General features: G+C 64.0%; 17 protein-coding genes and 1 pseudogene. 10 read left to right on the forward strand and 8 right to left on the reverse strand.

The genetic code is table 11. The features are described from left to right. The first annotated feature begins 21 nt into the window (after window positions 1-21). The 4 genes and pseudogenes from oxc to L8F45_RS21895 all read left to right on the forward strand — a co-directional run bounded on the left by oxc (window position 22) and on the right by L8F45_RS21895 (window position 5,870). Complete coding sequence (gene oxc, locus L8F45_RS21880) at window positions 22-1,752, forward strand: oxalyl-CoA decarboxylase (RefSeq protein ID WP_342359957.1); 1,731 nt, start codon at window positions 22-24, stop codon at window positions 1,750-1,752. Between the two features lie 9 nt (window positions 1,753-1,761). After that, window positions 1,762-3,041 (forward strand): annotated as a pseudogene (gene frc / locus L8F45_RS21885) (formyl-CoA transferase). Window positions 3,042-3,193: 152 nt separating this feature from the next. Further along, entirely contained in the window at window positions 3,194-4,126 is a 933-nt protein-coding gene (locus L8F45_RS21890; RefSeq protein ID WP_342359958.1) for a methionyl-tRNA formyltransferase, read from the forward strand. A 67-nt stretch (window positions 4,127-4,193) separates the two neighbouring features. Next, window positions 4,194-5,870: a formate--tetrahydrofolate ligase gene (locus L8F45_RS21895; protein WP_342359959.1), complete on the forward strand. Its 1,677-nt coding sequence runs from the start codon at window positions 4,194-4,196 to the stop codon at window positions 5,868-5,870. 161 nt (window positions 5,871-6,031) lie between these two features. Here the strand turns inward: L8F45_RS21895 and L8F45_RS21900 are convergent, their stop codons facing one another. The 6 genes from L8F45_RS21900 to L8F45_RS21925 all read right to left on the reverse strand — a co-directional run bounded on the left by L8F45_RS21900 (window position 6,032) and on the right by L8F45_RS21925 (window position 10,897). Then, on the reverse strand, window positions 6,032-6,529 hold the full coding sequence (locus tag L8F45_RS21900; protein WP_342359960.1) for a GNAT family N-acetyltransferase: 498 nt from the start codon (window positions 6,527-6,529) through the stop codon (window positions 6,032-6,034). After that, complete coding sequence (locus tag L8F45_RS21905) at window positions 6,526-7,065, reverse strand: GNAT family N-acetyltransferase (protein ID WP_342359961.1); 540 nt, start codon at window positions 7,063-7,065, stop codon at window positions 6,526-6,528. The genes L8F45_RS21900 and L8F45_RS21905 overlap by 4 nt, the downstream gene beginning before the upstream one ends. Next, the gene (locus L8F45_RS21910) at window positions 7,062-7,646 is read right to left on the reverse strand and encodes a helix-turn-helix domain-containing protein (RefSeq protein WP_342359962.1); all 585 of its coding nucleotides are present in this window, start codon (window positions 7,644-7,646) and stop codon (window positions 7,062-7,064) included. The genes L8F45_RS21905 and L8F45_RS21910 overlap by 4 nt, the downstream gene beginning before the upstream one ends. Before the next feature lie 34 nt (window positions 7,647-7,680). Beyond that, window positions 7,681-9,105 (reverse strand): TRAP transporter large permease subunit, encoded by a 1,425-nt coding sequence (locus tag L8F45_RS21915; RefSeq protein WP_342359963.1) that lies wholly within the window; start codon window positions 9,103-9,105, stop codon window positions 7,681-7,683. Further along, a complete protein-coding gene (locus L8F45_RS21920) occupies window positions 9,102-9,623 on the reverse strand; it encodes a hypothetical protein (RefSeq protein ID WP_342359964.1) in 522 nt (173 codons plus the stop codon). Before L8F45_RS21920 ends, L8F45_RS21915 begins: the two co-directional genes overlap by 4 nt. A 62-nt stretch (window positions 9,624-9,685) precedes the next feature. Continuing rightward, window positions 9,686-10,897 (reverse strand): MFS transporter, encoded by a 1,212-nt coding sequence (locus L8F45_RS21925; protein WP_342359965.1) that lies wholly within the window; start codon window positions 10,895-10,897, stop codon window positions 9,686-9,688. A gap of 174 nt (window positions 10,898-11,071) precedes the next feature. Between L8F45_RS21925 and L8F45_RS21930 the strand changes: the two genes are divergently transcribed. From L8F45_RS21930 to L8F45_RS21950, 5 genes are all read left to right on the forward strand, one after another. Next, window positions 11,072-11,836, forward strand: coding sequence for a sulfite exporter TauE/SafE family protein (locus L8F45_RS21930; RefSeq protein WP_342359966.1), 765 nt, complete (start codon window positions 11,072-11,074; stop codon window positions 11,834-11,836). Between the two features lie 81 nt (window positions 11,837-11,917). Further along, on the forward strand, window positions 11,918-12,712 hold the full coding sequence (locus L8F45_RS21935) for a class II glutamine amidotransferase (protein WP_342359967.1): 795 nt from the start codon (window positions 11,918-11,920) through the stop codon (window positions 12,710-12,712). Between the two features lie 83 nt (window positions 12,713-12,795). Next, the gene (gene lepA / locus L8F45_RS21940; protein WP_342359968.1) at window positions 12,796-14,601 is read left to right on the forward strand and encodes a translation elongation factor 4; all 1,806 of its coding nucleotides are present in this window, start codon (window positions 12,796-12,798) and stop codon (window positions 14,599-14,601) included. Window positions 14,602-14,622: 21 nt separating this feature from the next. Further along, complete coding sequence (locus L8F45_RS21945) at window positions 14,623-15,231, forward strand: chromate transporter (protein ID WP_342359969.1); 609 nt, start codon at window positions 14,623-14,625, stop codon at window positions 15,229-15,231. Next, on the forward strand, window positions 15,231-15,767 hold the full coding sequence (locus L8F45_RS21950) for a chromate transporter (RefSeq protein ID WP_342359970.1): 537 nt from the start codon (window positions 15,231-15,233) through the stop codon (window positions 15,765-15,767). Before L8F45_RS21945 ends, L8F45_RS21950 begins: the two co-directional genes overlap by 1 nt. Window positions 15,768-15,786: 19 nt before the next feature. On the opposite strand, the gene L8F45_RS21955 is transcribed toward L8F45_RS21950, so the two are convergent. Together L8F45_RS21955 and L8F45_RS21960 are read right to left on the reverse strand one after the other, a co-directional pair. Next, entirely contained in the window at window positions 15,787-16,593 is an 807-nt protein-coding gene (locus tag L8F45_RS21955; protein WP_342359971.1) for a DUF72 domain-containing protein, read from the reverse strand. A 57-nt stretch (window positions 16,594-16,650) separates the two neighbouring features. Continuing rightward, a complete protein-coding gene (locus L8F45_RS21960) occupies window positions 16,651-17,955 on the reverse strand; it encodes a methyl-accepting chemotaxis protein (RefSeq protein WP_342359972.1) in 1,305 nt (434 codons plus the stop codon). A gap of 163 nt (window positions 17,956-18,118) precedes the next feature. Here L8F45_RS21960 and L8F45_RS21965 point away from each other — a divergent pair, with 163 nt between their 5' ends. Next, a complete protein-coding gene (locus L8F45_RS21965; RefSeq protein ID WP_342359973.1) occupies window positions 18,119-18,823 on the forward strand; it encodes a Tim44/TimA family putative adaptor protein in 705 nt (234 codons plus the stop codon). The last annotated feature ends 3 nt before the right edge of the window (window positions 18,824-18,826 follow it).

Below are 18,826 nucleotides of genomic sequence, written 5' to 3' on the forward strand. Positions count from 1 at the left end.
CCAAAGAAGCGAGGAAGCGCCATGTCGACCGCCTTGAAGAGCGAAAGCGCCGCTGCGCCAGAGCGCGAACTCACGGACGGCTTCAATCTTGTTATCGAAGCGCTCAAACTCAACGACCTTACGACGATTTATGGGGTTCCGGGGATACCGATCACGGATTTTGGTCGGATGGCGCAGGCGGCGGGATTGCGGGTGCTGTCGTTCAGGCACGAGCAGAATGCCGGTTATGCCGCCTCGATCGCGGGATATCTCACGAAGAAGCCGGGCGTGTGCCTGACGGTGTCGGCGCCGGGGTTTTTGAACGGGCTGACGGCGCTCGCGCATGCGACGACGAACTGCTTTCCCATGATCCTGATCTCGGGCTCATCTGAGCGCGAGATCGTCGATCTGCAGCAGGGCGATTACGAGGAGATGGATCAGCTCGCGATCGCCAAGCCTCTGTGCAAGGCGGCGTTCCGGGTGCTGCATGCGCAAGATATCGGGATTGGATTGGCGCGCGCCATTCGCGCCGCGGTGTCGGGCCGTCCGGGCGGCGTCTATCTCGACCTGCCGGCCAAACTGTTCGGCCAGGTGATGGATGCGGAGGCGGGAGCAAAGTCGCTGGTCAAGGTGGTCGACGCGGCCCCGGCGCATATCCCCTCGCCGGAGTCGGTGAAGCGCGCGCTCGACGCTTTGAAGACCGCGAAGAAGCCGCTGATCATTCTGGGCAAGGGCGCGGCCTATGCGCAGGCGGATGACGCCATCAGGGAGCTCGTGGAAAAGAGCGGCGTTCCCTTCCTGCCCATGAGCATGGCGAAGGGATTGCTGCCGGATGCGCATCCGCAATGCGCCGGCGCCGCGCGCTCGACGGTCCTTAAAGACAGCGACGTCGTGATGCTGATCGGCGCGCGCCTCAACTGGCTGTTGTCGCACGGCAAGGGCAAGAGCTGGGGAGATCATCCCAAGACCTTCATCCAGATCGACATCGAGCCGAAGGAGATGGATTCCAACGTCGGCATCGCAGCCCCCGTGGTCGGCGACATCGGCTCCTCGGTCGCGGCGCTGATTGAAGGCATGGGCTCCAACTGGCCAAAGGCGCCGGCGGAATGGACCTCGGCGGTGGCGAAGAAGCGCGAGGAGAATGTGGCGAAGATGGCGCCGCGCCTCATGAACAACAATTCGCCGATGGACTATCACGGCGCGCTCGGCGTGCTCAAAACCATCATCGCGGAGCGGCCGGACGCCATTCTCGTCAATGAAGGCGCCAACACGCTCGATCTCGCCCGCGGCGTCATCGACATGCACCAGCCGCGCAAGCGCATCGATGTCGGCACCTGGGGCGTGATGGGGATTGGCATGGGCTACGCCATCGCCGCCGCGGTCGAGACCGGCAAGCCGGTGCTGTGCGTCGAGGGCGACTCAGCCTTCGGCTTCTCCGGCATGGAGGTCGAGACCATCTGTCGCTATGGGCTGCCGGTCTGCGTGGTGATCTTCAACAATGACGGCATCTATCGCGGCACCGACGTCAATACGGCGGGCGATGATCCCGCCACCACCGTCTTCGTCAGGGGCGCGCGCTACGACCGCATGATGGAGGCGTTCGGCGGCGTCGGCGTCAACGCCACCAATCCCGATGAACTCAAGCGCGCGGTCAATGCGGCGATGGATTCCGGCAAGCCGACGCTGATCAACGCCGTCATCGATCCCGCCGCGGGATCTGAATCCGGCCGCATCGGCAATCTCAATCCGCAAAGCGCACTCAAGAAGAAGTAAGGGGAGCTGATCATGAAAGCGCTCGCAGGCGTCAAGATCCTTGATTTCACCCATGTGCAGTCGGGTCCGACCTGCACGCAGCTGCTGGCCTGGTTCGGCGCCGACGTGATCAAGGTCGAGCGCCCCGGCGTCGGCGACATCACCCGGGGCCAGCTCAGGACATTCCCAAGGTCGACAGCCTCTATTTCACGATGCTGAACCACAACAAGCGCTCGATCACGCTCGACACCAAGAACCCCAGGGGCAAGGAAGTCCTCGAGCGCCTGATCAGGGAGTGCGACGTGCTCGTCGAGAACTTCGGACCCGGCGTGCTCGACCGCATGGGTTTCCCCTGGGAGACGATCCACAAGCTCAATCCGAAGATGATCGTCGCCTCGATCAAGGGGTTCGGCCCCGGTCCTTACGAGGACTGCAAGGTCTATGAGAATGTCGCGCAATGCACCGGCGGCGCGGCCTCCACGACCGGCTTCCGCGAGGGGCCGCCGCTCGTCACCGGCGCACAGATCGGCGACAGCGGCACCGGCCTTCATCTCGCGCTTGGCATTGTGACCGCGCTCTACCAGCGCACCCATTCCGGCAAGGGCCAGAAGGTCACATGCGCCATGCAGGACGGGGTTCTCAATCTCGCGCGCGTCAAACTGCGCGACCAGCAGCGCCTCGCCCATGGGCCGCTGAAGGAATACAGCCAGTATGGCGAGGGCATTCCCTTCGGCGCCGCCGTGCCGCGCGCCGGCAACGATTCAGGCGGCGGCCAGCCCGGCCGCATTCTCAAATGCAAGGGATGGGAGCAGGACCCCGACGCCTACATCTACTTCATCACCCAGGCGCCGGTGTGGGAGAAGATCTGCGACGTGATCGGCGAACCGACCTGGAAGACCGATCCCGAATATTCAACGCCGCCGGCGCGCCTGCCGAAACTCAACGCCATCTTCGCGCGCATCGAACAATGGACCATGACCAAAACCAAGTTCGAGGCCATGGACATCCTCAACGAGTTCGACATTCCCTGCGGGCCGATTCTCTCAATGAAGGAATTGATCGAGGACAAGTCGCTGCGCGCCACAGGCACGGTCGTCGAGGTCGATCACCCCACCAGAGGCAAGTATTTTTCCGTCGGCAATCCGATCAAGCTCTCCGACAGCCCGGCCGACGTCAAACGCTCGCCCCTGCTCGGCGAACACACCGACGAAATCCTCGCATCCGTCCTCAAATACTCGCCCACAGAAATCGCAGCTATCAAAGCCGCAGGCGCAACAGAGGCGGCGCCGAAGAAGGTCGCGGCGGAGTGAGGATGTCATCCCGGGCGCGCTGCAACACGCAGTGTTGCGGCGCAGACCCGGGACCTTGTCCCGAATAAGGCTCATTCTGCAAACGATCCCGGGTCTGCGCAGCGGCATTTCACGCCGCAGCGCGCCCGGGATGACAGAAACGGGGAAATCACATGCGCATCGTCGTTCACGGCCAGGAAGCGTTCGGCAAGGCGGTTCTCGAAAAGCTGCTGGCGCGCAACGAGAATGTCGTCGGCGTGTTCTGCGCGCCCGACAAGGAGGGCCGTCCCCAGGACCCGCTGAAAACCTTCGCGTTGGAGAAGGGCTTGCCGGTCCACCAGCCGAAAAGCTGGAAGACGCCGGAAGCGCTCGAACTGATGAAATCGTTCAATCCCGACGTCTGCATGATGGCCTATGTCACGCTGTTCGTGCCGCAGCTCGTGATCGACGCGCCGAAATTCAACACTTTCCAGTATCATCCCTCGCTGTTGCCGCTGCATCGTGGTCCGTCCTCGATCAACTGGCCGATCGCCATGGGATCGAAGAAGACAGGCCTCACCATCTTCTGGCCCGACGAAGGTCTCGATGAAGGGCCGGTGCTCCTGCAGAAGGAAGTCGACATCGGCCCTGACGAAACGCTGGGCGACGTCTATTTCAAGAAGCTCTTCCCGATCGGCGTCGACGCCATGCTCGAAGCGCTCGATCTCGTGCGCGCCGGAAAGGCGCCGAAAGTTCCGCAGGATCATTCCAGGGCGACCTATGAAAGCTGGTTCCGCAAGGACGCCGCGGCGATCGATTGGGGCAAGCCCGTCGCCGACATCTATAATCTGATCCGCGCCGCCAACCCGCAGCCCGGCGCCTGGGCGCTCTACAAGGGCGGCGAAATCCAGTTCTTCGACGCCGCGAAGCGCGACGGCGACGGCGTAGCGGGCGAGATTGTCGCGATCGATTCAGATGGCGTCACGGTCGCCGCGAAGGACGGCCGCATTCTTCTCAAGCGCGTCAAAGCTGCGGGTGGACAGAAGATCGCGGCGTCGGAATGGGCCGCGTCATCGGGCGCGAAGGTCGGCGACCGTTTCGAAAATGCGCCGAAGAAGCAGGCATGATGCGCCTGTCGCCATCATTTCTCACATTGCGAAGTTCAATTCGCCTGAGGTTAGCGGGGAAGCTGAGATGAGCGTCAAATCCGATATCGAAATCGCCCGCGAGGCGAAAATGAAGCCGATCGCGGAGATCGGCAAGAAGATCGGCGTCCCCGCGGATGCGCTGCTCAACTACGGGCCGACAAAAGCAAAGGTGTCGTTCGACTTTATCAATTCGGTGAAGGCCAACAAAAGCGGCAAGCTCATTCTGGTCACTGCGATCAATCCGACGCCAGCGGGCGAAGGCAAGACGACGACGACGGTCGGTCTTGGCGACGGGCTCAACCGCATCGGCAAGAAAGCGATGAGTTGCCTGCGTGAGCCGTCGCTCGGGCCTTGCTTTGGCGTGAAAGGCGGCGCTGCGGGCGGCGGTTATGCGCAGGTCGTGCCGATGGAGGACATCAACCTCCATTTCACCGGCGACTTCCACGCCATCACCTCAGCGCACAATCTGCTCGCGGCTCTGCTCGACAATCACATCTACTGGGGCAATGCGCTCGGGATCGATCAGCGCAGGATTGCGTGGCGCCGCGTGATGGACATGAACGACCGCGCGCTGCGTTCGATCGTCAATTCGCTCGGTGGCGTCGCCAACGGCTTCCCGCGCGAGGACGGCTTCGATATCACCGTCGCGTCCGAGATCATGGCGATCTTCTGCCTCGCCACCGATCTCAAGGATCTGGAAAAGCGTATCGGCAACATTGTCGTCGGCTACACCCGCGACCGCAAACCGGTGCTGGCGAAGCAGCTCAAGGGCGATGGCGCCATGACCGTGCTGCTCAAGGACGCGCTGATGCCGAACCTCGTGCAGACGCTCGAGAACAATCCCGTCTTCATCCATGGCGGGCCGTTCGCCAACATCGCCCATGGTTGCAACTCCGTGCTGGCGACCCAGACCGCGCTGAAGCTGTGCGACTATGTCGTCACCGAGGCCGGCTTCGGCGCCGATCTCGGCGCGGAGAAATTCTTCGACATCAAGTGCCGCAAGGCGGGACTTACGCCTTCCGCAACCGTGATCGTCGCGACCATCCGCGCGCTCAAAATGCATGGCGGCGTCGCCAAAGACGATCTCAAGACGGAGAATGTCGCGGCGATCGAGAAAGGTTGCGACAATCTCAAGCGCCACATCGAGAATGTGCGCAAATTCGGCGTGCAGCCGGTCGTCGCGATCAACAAGTTCATCACCGATACGGATGCGGAAGTGGCGGCCGTGAAGAAGGCGGCGGAGGAGATGGGCGCAAAAGCCTTCCTCTGCACGCACTGGGCCGATGGCGGCGCCGGCATCGAGGACCTTGCGCGCCATGTCGTCGAATTGTGCGACAAGGGCGGCGACGCGTTCAAGCCGCTCTATCCCGACGACATGCCGCTGCGCGACAAGGTCAAGAAAATCGCAACCGACATCTATCACGCCGCCGATATCTCCTGCGATGCGTCAATCGAGGCGCGCTTCAAGGAATTGCAGGAGGCAGGCTACGGCCATTTCCCGGTCTGCATGGCGAAGACGCAATATTCCTTCTCGACGAACCCGAACGCGCGCGGCGCGCCGTCAGGACACATCGTTCCAGTAAGGGAGCTGCGGCTGTCGGCCGGAGCGGAATTCATCGTGGTGGTGACAGGCGACATCATGACGATGCCGGGACTGCCGAGGGTTCCATCCGCCGACGTGATCCGGCTCAACGATCAGGGGCAGATCGAAGGGTTGTTCTAAATTCTCAATCTCGCCGCTGTCATTCCGGGGCGCGCCGAAGGCGCGAGCCCGGAACCCAGGAGATATTCAGGCGCTCGAATATTTTCTGGGTTCCGGGCTCTTCGCTTCGCTCAGCCCCGGAATGACGAACTTGAAAATACGCGTCCTTGCATGGCTGCTGCTCACAGCCTCTTCTGCATCAATCTGAGATCGAGCCACTGGTCGAATTTCCAGCCGATCTCCCTGAGCACGCCGACATCGGTAAATCCCAGCGACGCATGCAGCGCAACGGATGCGTCATTCGGCAGGCCGATGCCTGCGACCATGACATGCCGTCCCTGCGCCTTGGCGCGCGCGATGAGATCACTCATCAAAGCGCGCGCTACGCCGCGGCGCTGCTGATCATCACGCACATAGATCGAATTCTCGACCGTCTTGCCGTAGCCGGCGCCGGCGCGGAACGAGCCATAGCTGCCAAAGCCGACCACTTCGCCATCGCGCTCAGCCGCGATCACGGGATAATCGTTGGCGATGCGATCGCGCCACCACGTCCTGCGCTCGGCAAGGTCGGCTTTCTCATAACGCCAAATCGCGACGCTGGTTGCGATGTGATGATTGTGAAGCGCGAGGATGGCGGGAAGATCGGTCTCGGCCGCGTCGCGAATTCTTAATTCGCTCACGCCACGTGGCCTTTCGGTCGCAGGTCTTTGTAGAAGAAGGTCGTCGGACACAGCGCTCCATCCGGCATCAATGCGTAATTCGGCACCTCGCCGGCCTCGGTCCAGCCGCCGCGGCGATAGAGCCTGTCGCCGGCGCTGCGCGACACGGTGTCGAGCACCATCAGCCAACGGCCTTTCGCCAGCGCCGCGTCTTCCGCCGCCTTGAGCAGTGACAGACCCACGCCGCCACCGCGCGCCCGGCGATGCACCAGCATCTTCGCGACTTCAGCGCGATGAGGCTGGTTCGGCTTGTCGATGAAGACGGACTGCACCGCGCCGTCGAGACGGCCGTTCGTTTCGGCGACAATGAGGTCGCGTCCACCCTGCGCGACATCGTCGATCACGCCGGACCAAAACGCGTCCGATTCGTCGCGCGTCATGCCGGCCATGAAGGAAACCGAAGCGCCGCCGGCGACGCAATCGAGCAGGATGTCGGAGAGTTCACTGATGCGCCGGCGCGCCTCGCCAGCGTCGAGTTTGCGGATGATCGTGCTCATCGGTTTCGCGGCGCGGTTTCCGTGACGAGCGCATAGCGCGCCGCCATCGATCCAGGATTGTGGAAGGTCAGCGGCGCATCGAGCCGCATATGCAGGCAGTCGCCGACATCGAGGTGATGGGTCTCGTTGTCGATCGTGACTTCGAGTTCACCGTCGAGCAACCAGACGAAGCGCGCCAAAGGCGCGGGATAGCCCTGTTCGAAGATCACGCGCGCGCCCGGCGGCATCTCGACCTCGACGAGCTCCATCGGCGCGCCGAAGCCGCGCGGCGATACATTGCGCCTGAGATAGCCTGTCGCGGGATCACGCCAGGTCGACTGTTCATCGCGCCGGCTCATCGGCGACATCGCGATCTCGGAATCGAACATCGAGGAGAAGTTGAGCCCGAGCCCGTTGGCGAGCTTCGCCAGCAACGGCGCCGTCGGGCTGACCTCGCCGCGCTCGATCTTGGAGATCATGGCGCGGCTGACGCCGGATTCGGCCGCCAGCGCGTCGAGCGTCAGTTCGCGCTCAAGGCGGCGGCGCTTCACGCGCTCGGCGATCTGCCGGTTGAGGGTGGCGATATCTCTGGTTTCCACCATGAGAGACTATTATCTCTGATGGTGGAGTCAAGCCTCATTTCAGATCGAGCGCTGGCGGCGGCTCCGGCGCGAGAGCATCGAATTTCTTCGAGACTTCGTCGTCTGACAGCCGGTTTTTCGGCGCCGAAGGCGGCGGCGCGCGGTCGAAGAAATGCGTCACCGGCGGAATGGCCAGCGCCAGCATGACGACAAGAAGCTGGGCGATCAGAAAGGGTGCCAGCGCGCCGGCGAGCGGCCGCGCTCTTACTGGCTCCAGTTCCGCGCCACGCGCCATCATGATGGCGTAGCCGACCGGCGGAACGAGAAAGCTCGCCTGCAAGGTCAGGATCGTCAGCGCCGAGACCCAGGCCGCATCGGCGGCGCGGACAAGCAGGCCCGGCATGAGAATCGGAACGATCACGAAGATGATCTCGAACGCATCAAGCGCAAGCGCGCTCACACCGACGAGCGCAAGCACGGAGGCGACGGCGATCGTTGGCCCACCCGGCAAAGCGCCGATCAGACCCGTCAGCAGTCGGTCGGTTCCGAGAATGCGCAGCGTGAGCGTAAAGGTGGTCGCAGCGATCAGCAGCGCGAAGAGGGCACCCGAAATTTCAAGCGTGCTGCGCAGCGCATCCGCGAGCGCCGCCGCGGTCAGCGCTCGCGTGACCCATCCCGCAGCGAGCAGCGCGATGCAGCCCATTGCCGCCGCCTCGACAGCGTAAAACAAGCCGGATGCGACGCCGCCCAGCAAAATCAGAATGAAGGCCGCAGTTGCGGCGGCGATCATCAGATCGCTTCGGGATGCGGACGACTGCGACGCGTCGGTTTTTGGTCCGCGCCCGCGCCACGCGACGATCCCCGCCCATAGCGCCAATGTCAGCGCCGCCGGCGCCAGCGCGGCGCGGAAAATGTCCTGCGTGTTGATGATTTGATCGCTGCGTCCGGCGATGTTCGACGCAATCGTGTGCGCGCCCATCATCGCATCACCGAGAAGAATAAGAACGAGCGACGGCGGGATGACGACGCCAAGCGTGCTCGCCGCCGCGACGAGCGCGGTGCGTTCGACCGGCTCGACGCCAGCCTGCGCCAGCATCGGCCGCACGCTGCGCGACAACACCGCCACGCTCGCACCCACCGAGCCATTCATCGGCGCAAGCAGCGCACCGAGACCGAGCGCGGCGAGCGTCGGTCGCCGGAACAGGCGGCATCCCGCGCGAAACAGGATATCGGCAAGCGGCAGTCGATTGATCAGCGCGCCCATCATCACGAACAGCGGCAGCGCCTGCAGCAGATCGCTTTCGAGCAGCCCGACCATTCGGTTGGGAAGCGCGCCGAGCAGAGCGCCATCGCCCGCGAGAACAATCCATGCAGCGGCGAGGCCCGCGGCGCCGATCAGAACGAGAAAAGCCGGCAATCCCGTCAAGATCATCGCGATCCCGACGAGCGGAAACAGCGCGAGACCGAACCAGCCGCTCACGCGCTGTTCTCGTCTCGCGCGAAGAGGTCGACGATCGCTTGCGCGAAAACCAGCAGAGCCAGCAGCAGCGCTGCGACCTTGATCAGGAAATAACCGGGATTGGACGTGTCAGGAAATCGTTCGAGAAAACGGGCGGAGTCGCGCGCGAGCGGCCAGTTCATGACGATGAGCGCGATCGACCATGGGAGAAGCACGATCAGATTGCCCCCAAGGGCAATCCATTTTCGCGTTGTGACTGAATAAGTCTTGGCGTGCGAGTCCGCGGCAAGATGGATGCGCGCTCTGGTCGCCGCGGTCACCGCAACCGCGATGAAAAGCGCGAATATCCATTGGCCGAGATCATTGGCCTCGCGCGAACAGCATCGGACCGCATCGCGCAAAGGCCATTGCAGGAAGAGAGCCGCGACCACGGGAAGCGCAAGCCATCGTCCGGCGCTGATCACAGCGCCAATGACTCGATCGAGCGCGCCGATCATCGGATCGCAGAAATAACGCCAGCCATGCGCGTTCCCCCGCACAAGGCTAGCGCAAGATCAAAGCGGCGGGAATCGACCTGCGCGCGGGGAACTGAGGCTCGATGTCACGCCGGCTGCGGCTGTCGCGCCATCCGCGATGGCTGCGGCGGAAAGGCGAGCGCCACGGCGACGGCCGCGAGCGCCACGGCCGCCGCCCCCAGATACATCCACTGATAGCTTCCATAGCGATCGAACGCCCATCCGCCCAAGACCGGGCCTAGCGCCATGCCGAGACTCGACAGCATCGTGACTGCGCCCAATACGGCGCCCAGGATGCGCTGGCCAAAATATTCGCGCGCCAGCACCGCATAAAGCGGCATCACGCCGCCATAGGCCGCGCCGAACACCACCGCGAGCGCATAGAATTGCTCGAGCCGGTTGACGACGACGTAAGTCGCGATCGCGATCGCCTGCACGAGCAGGCCTGCGACCAACACCGGCTTGACGCCATAGCGATCCGCCAGCACGCCGAGCAGAAGTCGGCCGCCGAGCCCCGCCAGACCCTCGACGCTGTAGACGCTGACGGCCGCGAGATTCGAAAGCCCGCACAGCATAGCGTAGCTGACCATGTGAAAGATCGGTCCGGCATGCGCCGTGCAGCAGCATAAGAAGGTCAGCGCGAGAATGATAAATTGCGGCGAGGTGAAGGCCTCGACGAGAGACTTCTGCGGACCCGCCTCCGCGGATGCGGGGGCGCCGATCTCCTGTTGCGCGTCCGGCGGGCGGCGCACCAGCAACGCCGCGGGAATCAGGATTGCCCAAGCGGCGACGCCTATGGTCAGCATGGCGAAGCGCCAGTCATAGGCCGTGACGAGCCAGCTTGCGAAAGGCGACACGGTCATCGGCGCGACGCCCATGCCGGCTGACACCAGCGACACCGCCAAGCTCCGGCGCGTGCGGAACCAACCCATGACAGTCGAGATCATGGGCGCGAAAAACGCGCCGGCCGAAAGCCCTACCAGCACGCCATAAGTGAACTGAAACTGGAGCAGCGACGTCGCCCGGCTCGCGAGCGTCAGCCCGAGCCCGAGAAGGATCGAGCCGGCGAGCACAACGATGCGCGCGCCGAAACGGTCGCTCGCCGCGCCCCACGCGAAACCGGCGACACCCATCACCAGAAAATTGATCGTCATCGCGACAGATATCCCGGCGCGCGACCAACCCGTCGCTGCCGACATGGGATCGAGATAGATGGCGAGCGAAAACATCGCACCCATGGCGACGCAGCTCATCAATGCGCCAAGGGCGACGATCGCCCAGCGATAGGGATGCTCCATGTCCGGCTCCTCATGCGGCCTCCGACGTTCGCGCAGGCGGTCGCTCGTTATTAACTTATTGGTTAAATATAGACGCCCGCAGATCAGCCGTCAATCACAAGCGACCGCGATCCACCCCCTCCCCGAACCTGATCGTATTGGCGGCGTTGTCGCGGGCTGCTACGGCCGCGGCAGATGTCCGATACCGTTGCGTCCCTTCTCCCCGCCGGCCTTTCGCCATGGATCGCGCTGGCGCTGATCGTCCTCAGCTTCTTCACCTCGGCGATGACAGCGGCTTTCGGGATCGGCGGGGGCGTGGCGATGCTCGGCGGTCTCGCCAGCGCGGTGCCGCCGGCGACCATCGTCGCCGTGCATGGTCTCGTGCAGTTCGGCTCCAATATCGGCCGCACCGTCGTCCAGCGCGCTCATGTGGTCTGGCGGCCGGTCGCGCTGTTCGCCATCGGCAGCATCATTGGCGTGGGGTTCGGCGCCTGGCTCGTCGCAAGCCTGCCGGCGCGCTGGCTCCTGCTGCTGCTCGGTCTCTTCATTCTTGCGATGGTTTGGCTGCCGAAGCCGAAAATTCCCGGCCTCGAACGCAGCGGGCTCATCGCCGGCGGCGTCATCGCCAGCGTGCTGTCGATGGTCGTCGGCGCCGTCGGCCCCTTCGTGCAGGCGCTGCTGCTGCCGCTGAAGCTCGAAAAGCGCGCGCTGATCGCGACCTTCTCCGCCATGCAGACGCTGCAGCACGCTTTGAAGGTCATCGCCTTTGGCGCGATCGGATTTTCGTTCGGCGACTGGCTGCCGCTGACGCTTGCGATGATCGCAAGCGGCTTCCTCGGCACGCTGGCGGGAACGGCGCTGCTGGAACGCATCCCCGAGCACATCTTTGCAATCGCGCTGAAGGTCGTTTTGACGATCGCCGGCCTCGATCTCCTCCGTCAGGCCGCGCTTTCCGGCTGATATCGCCGCAAAGACGCTTCAATCCTGCGGCATCGCCGGCTAAACAGGAACGCAGCGTGTCTTGCGTCGAGGTGAGAGATCATGTGCCGCTGGCTGGCCTATCGCGGACGCACCATTCCTTTGGAAAGCTATGTGACGCTGCCGCACCACTCTCTCGTGCAGCAGAGCATCGCGGCGAAGGAGGGGCTGGTCGCGACGAATGGCGACGGCTTCGGCCTTGGCTGGTACGGCGCGCAGCCCGAGCCCGGCCTCTATCGCGAGGTCAGGCCGGCCTGGTCGGACGAAAATCTCCGCCATCTCTGCCGGCATATCAGCGCCCATCTCTTCTTCGCCCATGTCAGGGCTTCGACTGGCACGCCGACGACGCGGCCGAACTGCCACCCCTTCGCCCATGGCCGCTTCCTGTTCATGCATAACGGCCAGCTTGGCGACTGGAACCTGATCCGCCGACAGGTGGAGGCGCTGATTCCCGACGCCTATTACCGCTCGCGCGTCGGCACGACCGATTCGGAAGCCGCGTTCCTCGCCATCATGGGCGCGGGCGCCGAGGAGGATACGGTCGGCGCGCTCGCCCGCATCGTGGCGACGATCACCGACATCATCCGCGCCAGCGCGTCGGACAAGCCGTTCCGCTTCACCATCGCACTCGCCGACGGCGAGACGCTCTATGCGCTCCGCTACGCCTTCCCGCGCGAGGCGGCGCACACGCTCTACTATCAGGACGACGGCAAGAATGCCGTCATCGCGTCCGAGCCGCTCGACGCCGAGCGTCATGTCTGGCGGCCGGCGCCCGTCAACGCGCTGCTCATCGCCCGCAAGGATGCGCCAATCGAGATCAGGCCCTTCCTGGAGCAGGAAGCGATCGCGGCGGAGTAACGCCGGCAAGGCTTCCGCTGCGGCCGGCCGCGGCGCAGCATCCTCCCTTGGCGGGGGCTGGCGCCGCTGCTATGGCGCCGCCCATGACCACCCACGCCATCGACAATATCCGCAATTTCTCGATCGTCGCCCATATCGATCATGGCAAATCGACCCTGGCCGACCGGCTGATTCAGGCGACGGGCGCCCTCTCCGATCGCGAGATGACGGAGCAGGTGCTCGACAACATGGATATCGAGCGCGAGCGCGGCATCACCATCAAGGCGCAGACCGTCCGCCTCAACTACAAGGCTGAGGACGGCAAGGACTATATCCTCAACCTCATGGACACGCCCGGCCATGTCGACTTCGCCTATGAGGTGTCGCGGTCGCTTGCGGCCTGCGAAGGTTCGCTTCTGGTGGTCGACGCCTCTCAGGGCGTCGAGGCGCAGACGCTCGCCAACGTCTATCACGCGCTCGACGCCGGTCACGAAATCGTGCCCGTGCTCAACAAGGTCGACTTGCCGGCGGCGGAGCCTGATCGCGTCAAGGAACAGATCGAGGAAGTGATCGGCCTCGACGCGTCGGACGCAGTGCCGATCTCGGCCAAGACAGGCCTCAATATCGACCTCGTGCTGGAAGCGATCGTCAATCGCCTGCCCGCTCCGAAGGGCGATCCTGACGCCCCGCTCAAGGCGCTGCTCGTCGACAGTTGGTACGACGCCTATCTCGGCGTCGTGGTGCTGGTGCGCGTCATCGACGGCTCGCTGAAGAAGGCGAGCCAGATCACCATGATGGGCGCCGACGCGAATTACGTCGTCGACCGCATCGGCGTGTTCTCGCCGAAGATGACCGACGTCGCGGCGCTTGGTCCCGGCGAAGTGGGCTTCATCACGGCGCAGATCAAGCAGGTGGCCGACACGCGCGTCGGCGACACCATCACCGAGACGCGACGCAAGACGGCGCAGGCGCTGCCGGGCTTCAAGCCGGCGCAGCCCGTGGTGTTCTGCGGACTGTTTCCCGTGGACGCCGCGCAATTCGAGGATCTGCGCGCCGCGATGGGCAAGCTGCGCCTCAACGACGCCAGCTTCTCCTTCGAGATGGAAAGCTCTGCTGCGCTTGGCTTTGGTTTCCGCTGCGGCTTCCTCGGCCTGCTGCATCTCGAAATCATCCAGGAACGGCTGTCGCGCGAATTCAATCTCGATCTCATCGCGACGGCGCCGTCGGTCATCTACAAGCTGAACATGCGCGACGGCGAAGTGATCGAAATGCACAATCCGGCCGACATGCCCGATGTGATGAAGATCCTCGCGATCGAGGAGCCGTGGATTCGCGCCACGATCCTGACGCCGGACGGCTATCTCGGCGCGGTGCTGAAACTCTGCGAGGAGCGCCGCGGCAGCCAGGTCGATCTCAGCTATGTCGGCGCGCGCGCCAAGGTCGTCTATGACCTGCCGCTCAACGAAGTGGTGTTCGACTTCTACGACCGGCTGAAATCGGTGTCGAAAGGCTACGCGTCTTTCGACTATCAGCTCACCGATTATCGTGAGGGCGATCTCGTCAAGCTGCAGATGCTGGTCAATGGCGATCCGGTCGATGCGCTGTCCATGCTTGTCCATCGCACGCGCGCCGAAACCCGCGGCCGCGCCATGTGCGAGAAGCTGAAGGACCTGATCCCGCCGCATCTCTTCGTCATCCCGATCCAGGCGGCGATCGGCGGCAAGATCATCGCGCGCGAAACGGTGCGCGCCCTGCGCAAGGACGTCACCGCGAAATGTTACGGCGGCGACGCCAGCCGCAAGCGCAAGCTCCTCGACAAGCAGAAAGAGGGCAAGAAGCGCATGCGCCAGTTCGGCAAGGTGGAGATTCCGCAGGAAGCCTTCATCGCAGCGCTCAAGATGGACAGTTGAGCCCGTGATGCGGATGAGGATGTGCTGAAGCCCGAGAATTCGCGCGACGATCTTCCGCCGATGACCGAAGCCGCGGTGAAAATAGACGACGAGCCGCCAACGCCGCTGCGACTTTTTCTTGTTTTCGCGCGCATCGGGCTGACCAGCTTTGGCGGCGGACTGAGCGGCTGGTTCCTACGCGAATTCTGTTATCGCCGCCGCTGGCTAACCGAGGACGAATTCCTCAACGGCCTCTCGCTCTCGCAGGCGCTGCCCGGCGTGAACGTGACCAATGTCGCGATCTGGATCGGTCATCGCCTGTGCGGATTCAAGGGCGCGCTGGCGAGCGTGGCGGGCATCGTCGTTCCACCCGCTTTCGTGATCATCCTTCTCAGCACAATCTTCGCTTGGCTCTCGCGCTATCCCGTCACGCATCTTGCGCTTGTCGGCGCGGCGGCTGCAAGCATCGGGCTGACGCTCACCATGGCTATCACGGCGGCGCGGCGCGTGACGCGCAAGATCAGGCCGATCGCCTTTATGATCGCGACATTCTGCGCGGTCGCCGTGCTGCACCTGCCGCTGATCTGGGTGGTGCTGATCGCGGGCGGGCTGAGCGTCGCGCTCGAATATTTCGATCCCGGCTCTTTCTGATGGCGAACAAGCTTCTCGAAATCGCCGCCGTCTATGCGCCGCTGTCCTTTGCGACCATTGGCGGCGGCCAGACGATCGTCGCCGACGTGCAGCGGCAGGTGGTCGATTCCCATCACTGGCTGACCAACACCGAATTCCTCAACGCCTTCGCCATCGCACGCATGGCGCCGGGACCGGGCTCGCTGCTCGCGACGCTGCTCGGCTGGCAGGTGGCGGGACTTGCGGGCGCGATCGTCGCGACTTTGTCGATCTTCGGGCCGACGGCGATCATGATGCTGGGCGTCGCCCATGTCTGGTCGCGCCATCGCGGCGCACGCTGGCAGATGGCGCTGGAGCGGGGCTTACGCCCTGTGGCGACGGGAATGATCGTCGCGACAGCCTATGTTCTCTTCATCTCGCTCGATGGCGGCTGGCCGGCGCGCATCATCGCGCTGTTCTCGACCGTCGTGATTATGTTCACGCGCATCAATGCGCTGATCGTGCTGGCGGCGTGTGCGGGGGCATATGTCGGCTTCGCGATGATGACGGGCGGGTGACGCGACATTCGCGCGTCGGCTACCCCTTCACCCTCTCGATCGCCGCCATCGCCGCGAATGGCGCCTTCGGCTTGAAGCCGTTGATGAAGTAGACAAACGCGTCGCGCGATTTCGGCGGCTTCTTCTCCGGCGAACCTACATAGGGCAGATCCTTCGGCGCGCCGCCTGACGCCCACTCCTTCGCGCGCGACGCCCATTCGTCGAGCGCCTTCGGCGCGTAACCGTCCTTCATCTTCTCGGACATGCGCTGCAACCGCGCATAGACGAAGGGCGCGGTGATGTCGGCGAGGTTCGGGAAATCCTCCTTGTCCGTATAGATCAGCGCCACGCCATAACTGCGCAGCATGTCGATGAATTCCGGGTTGCCGAAGCCAGGATTGCGGACCTCGACCGCATGCCTGATGTCGCGGCCCTCGATGCTCTTCGGCAGGAGCTTGAGGAAAGCCTCGAAATCCTTGGGATCGAATTTCTTCGTCTCCATGAACTGCCAGTTGATCGGCCCGAGCTTCTCCTTCAGCTCCAGCAGACCTTGCGCGAAGAACTTCTCGATCGAGGGAGCGGCTTCCGCCAGCACCTTCTTGTTCGTGCAGAAGCGCGACGCCTTGAGCGCGAAGACGAAACCGTCAGGCGTCTCCTCGCGCCATTTCGCGAAGGTCTCCGGCTTCTGCGAGCCGTAATAGGTGGCGTTCACCTCCGTCGAGGTGAGCTTGCTCGAGGCGTATTCGAGCTCCTTCTTCTGCGACAACCCCTTGGGATAGAAGGTCCCGCGCCATTCCTCGAAATTCCATCCGCCGATGCCGATGCGGATTGCGCCCTGCACAGCCATGCGCGTTCGTCCTGTTCGATTCTGGACCGTGAACAGACACGGAACATTGACGCGATGTCAACCCGCTTCGCGCTGCTCGCCCACCCGCATGAGAAAAACGCCAACGGAGGCTTCGAGCTCGCTGGCGAGACGCGCGGCGCCCGTGAGTTCCTGCTCCACCTGCCGCGCGAGGCCAGCCGCGCCGCCGGCCATGCTTTCGACCGAACTCGCATGCTGCGCGATGGCGTCGACGCCCGCGACGGAGGCGGCGCTCAGACTGGCGATGTCGCGAATCGCTGAGGCTTGCTCATCGACCGCGTTCGCAACGGCGCGTGCGCCGCTTTGCAGCCGCGTCATGGTTTCAGCCAGCGCGCCGATGTCAGCGCCGAGGCCGGCGCTGGCTTCGCGCACTTGCTGCACCTTCTGTGCAATCACATCCGTCGCTTTCGCCGTTTCCTGGGCCAGCGTCTTGACCTCCTGGGCTACGACCGAAAAACTGCGGCCGGCTGCGCCGGCGCGCGCGGCTTCGATCGAGGCGTTGAGCGCGAGAAGATTCGTCTGGGCGGCGAGCCTGGTGATCAGCTTCACGATGGCGCCGATCTGCGCGCTCGCGTCATTCAGCAAGGCGAGGCTGCCTTGCGTCTTGTCGCAACGCGCCGCGGCAAGATCGGCGGCCGCCGCGGATTGCGAGGTTTCGCCGGCGATCTGATCGGCGCTGGCGCTGAAGCTCCGCGTCGCATCCGCGATCTTCGCCACATGGGCCGTGACTTCCTCTGGCCGCGACTGGCTTTCGGCGAGAGCGCCGAGCGTGCGCGCCGCGCCGTCGGACAGCGAACTGGTCTGCTGCGCGACGCCGTCGAGGCGGGTCCGGATCGCGCCGACCCGTTCGGCGATCTCGCCGCGAAATGCGTTCTTGATCGCCAGCAGCTCGCGCATGCGCTCCTCTTCGGCATGAGCGATGAAGTAGCCCATTGAATAGGAGACGTCGGTGAGCATCACCTTCGAGAACACGCGGAACGCTTCACGCAACGGAACGCCGCGCATGCGCCATCCCGCGGCGAGCGGCGTCAGGAAATTCGCGAAATCCGATTCAAAGAACAGGGGATAGTGCGCGACCTCGATGCCCTTGCGCACGGCCTGAGAAACAATGGCCTGCTTGGCGCGCAGATATTCCGCATCGAATTCAAGCGAAAAAATCCGCCGCACTTTCAGAACTTCGTCATCGATCGTCCTGGGATCAAGCCCTGTTTCGGACGCGCCGAAGGAGTCGCGATAGAGCTTTTCGATGGCCGGGCGGATATGCGGATCGAGAACCCGCAGGATTTCGCGCGCGACGGCGCGTTCAGCGTCCGAGAATGTGGCGGGAGTGGAGCCGGTTATCATGATGATGAAACATCGGCGATTGGGCCTCATCGCGCTTAAAAGTCCGTTATCCCTAATCAAATGTCCGGCGCCGCAGAATTGCGCGCTCCGGCCGTCCCTTGTTCCCTTGTGACGCGGGTGTTACGAGCCCACATCTCTTGGGAAACTTCACCGCCGGCCCTGTATGGACGTGACAACTCTGATCTTTCTCGGCCTCGCCGTCTTCGTGATCTGGCGGTTGTGGGCCGTGCTTGGCCAGAGGCCGGATTCGCCGCCGTTCGATCCGCGCGCGCGCCGTGACGCGCCGCCGTCCGGACCGGCTCCGGGCGCGCCGAACGGCAACGTCATCCCGCTTCCGGGCGCCCGCGCGCCCGAGACGCCGCGCGCGCCGGCGAATGATCCCGAGCGCTGGCGCGGCGTCGCCGACGCCGGCTCCGCCCTTGCACGCGGTCTCGACGCCGTGGCCGCCGCCGATCCCAGCTTCAACGCCGAAAGCTTCTCCCAGGGCGCTCGCGCCGCCTACGAGATGATCGTCACCAGCTTCAGCCGCGGCGACCGGGCGACGCTCAAGAATCTCCTGTCGAAGGACGTGTTCGAGGGCTTCTCCGCCGCGATCGCTGACCGCGAATCGAAGAAGCACACCGCCGAGACCACCTTCGTCTCGATCGACGAGGCCAAGATCGTCGAGGCGGAGCTTAAGGACCGACAGGCGCAGGCGACCGTGCGCTTCGTCTCCAAGATCATCAGCGTCACCCGCGACGCGGCAGGGGCCGTCGTCGACGGCGCCGGCGACAAGATCGTCGAGGTCACCGATATCTGGACCTTCGCGCGGGACGTGCGCGCGCGCGATCCCAACTGGGTGCTGATCGCGACGGAAGCCGGCGCGTGACGC

The organism is Terrirubrum flagellatum (genome assembly GCF_022059845.1).
GTDB classification, from domain to species: Bacteria; Pseudomonadota; Alphaproteobacteria; order Rhizobiales; family Beijerinckiaceae; genus Terrirubrum; species Terrirubrum flagellatum.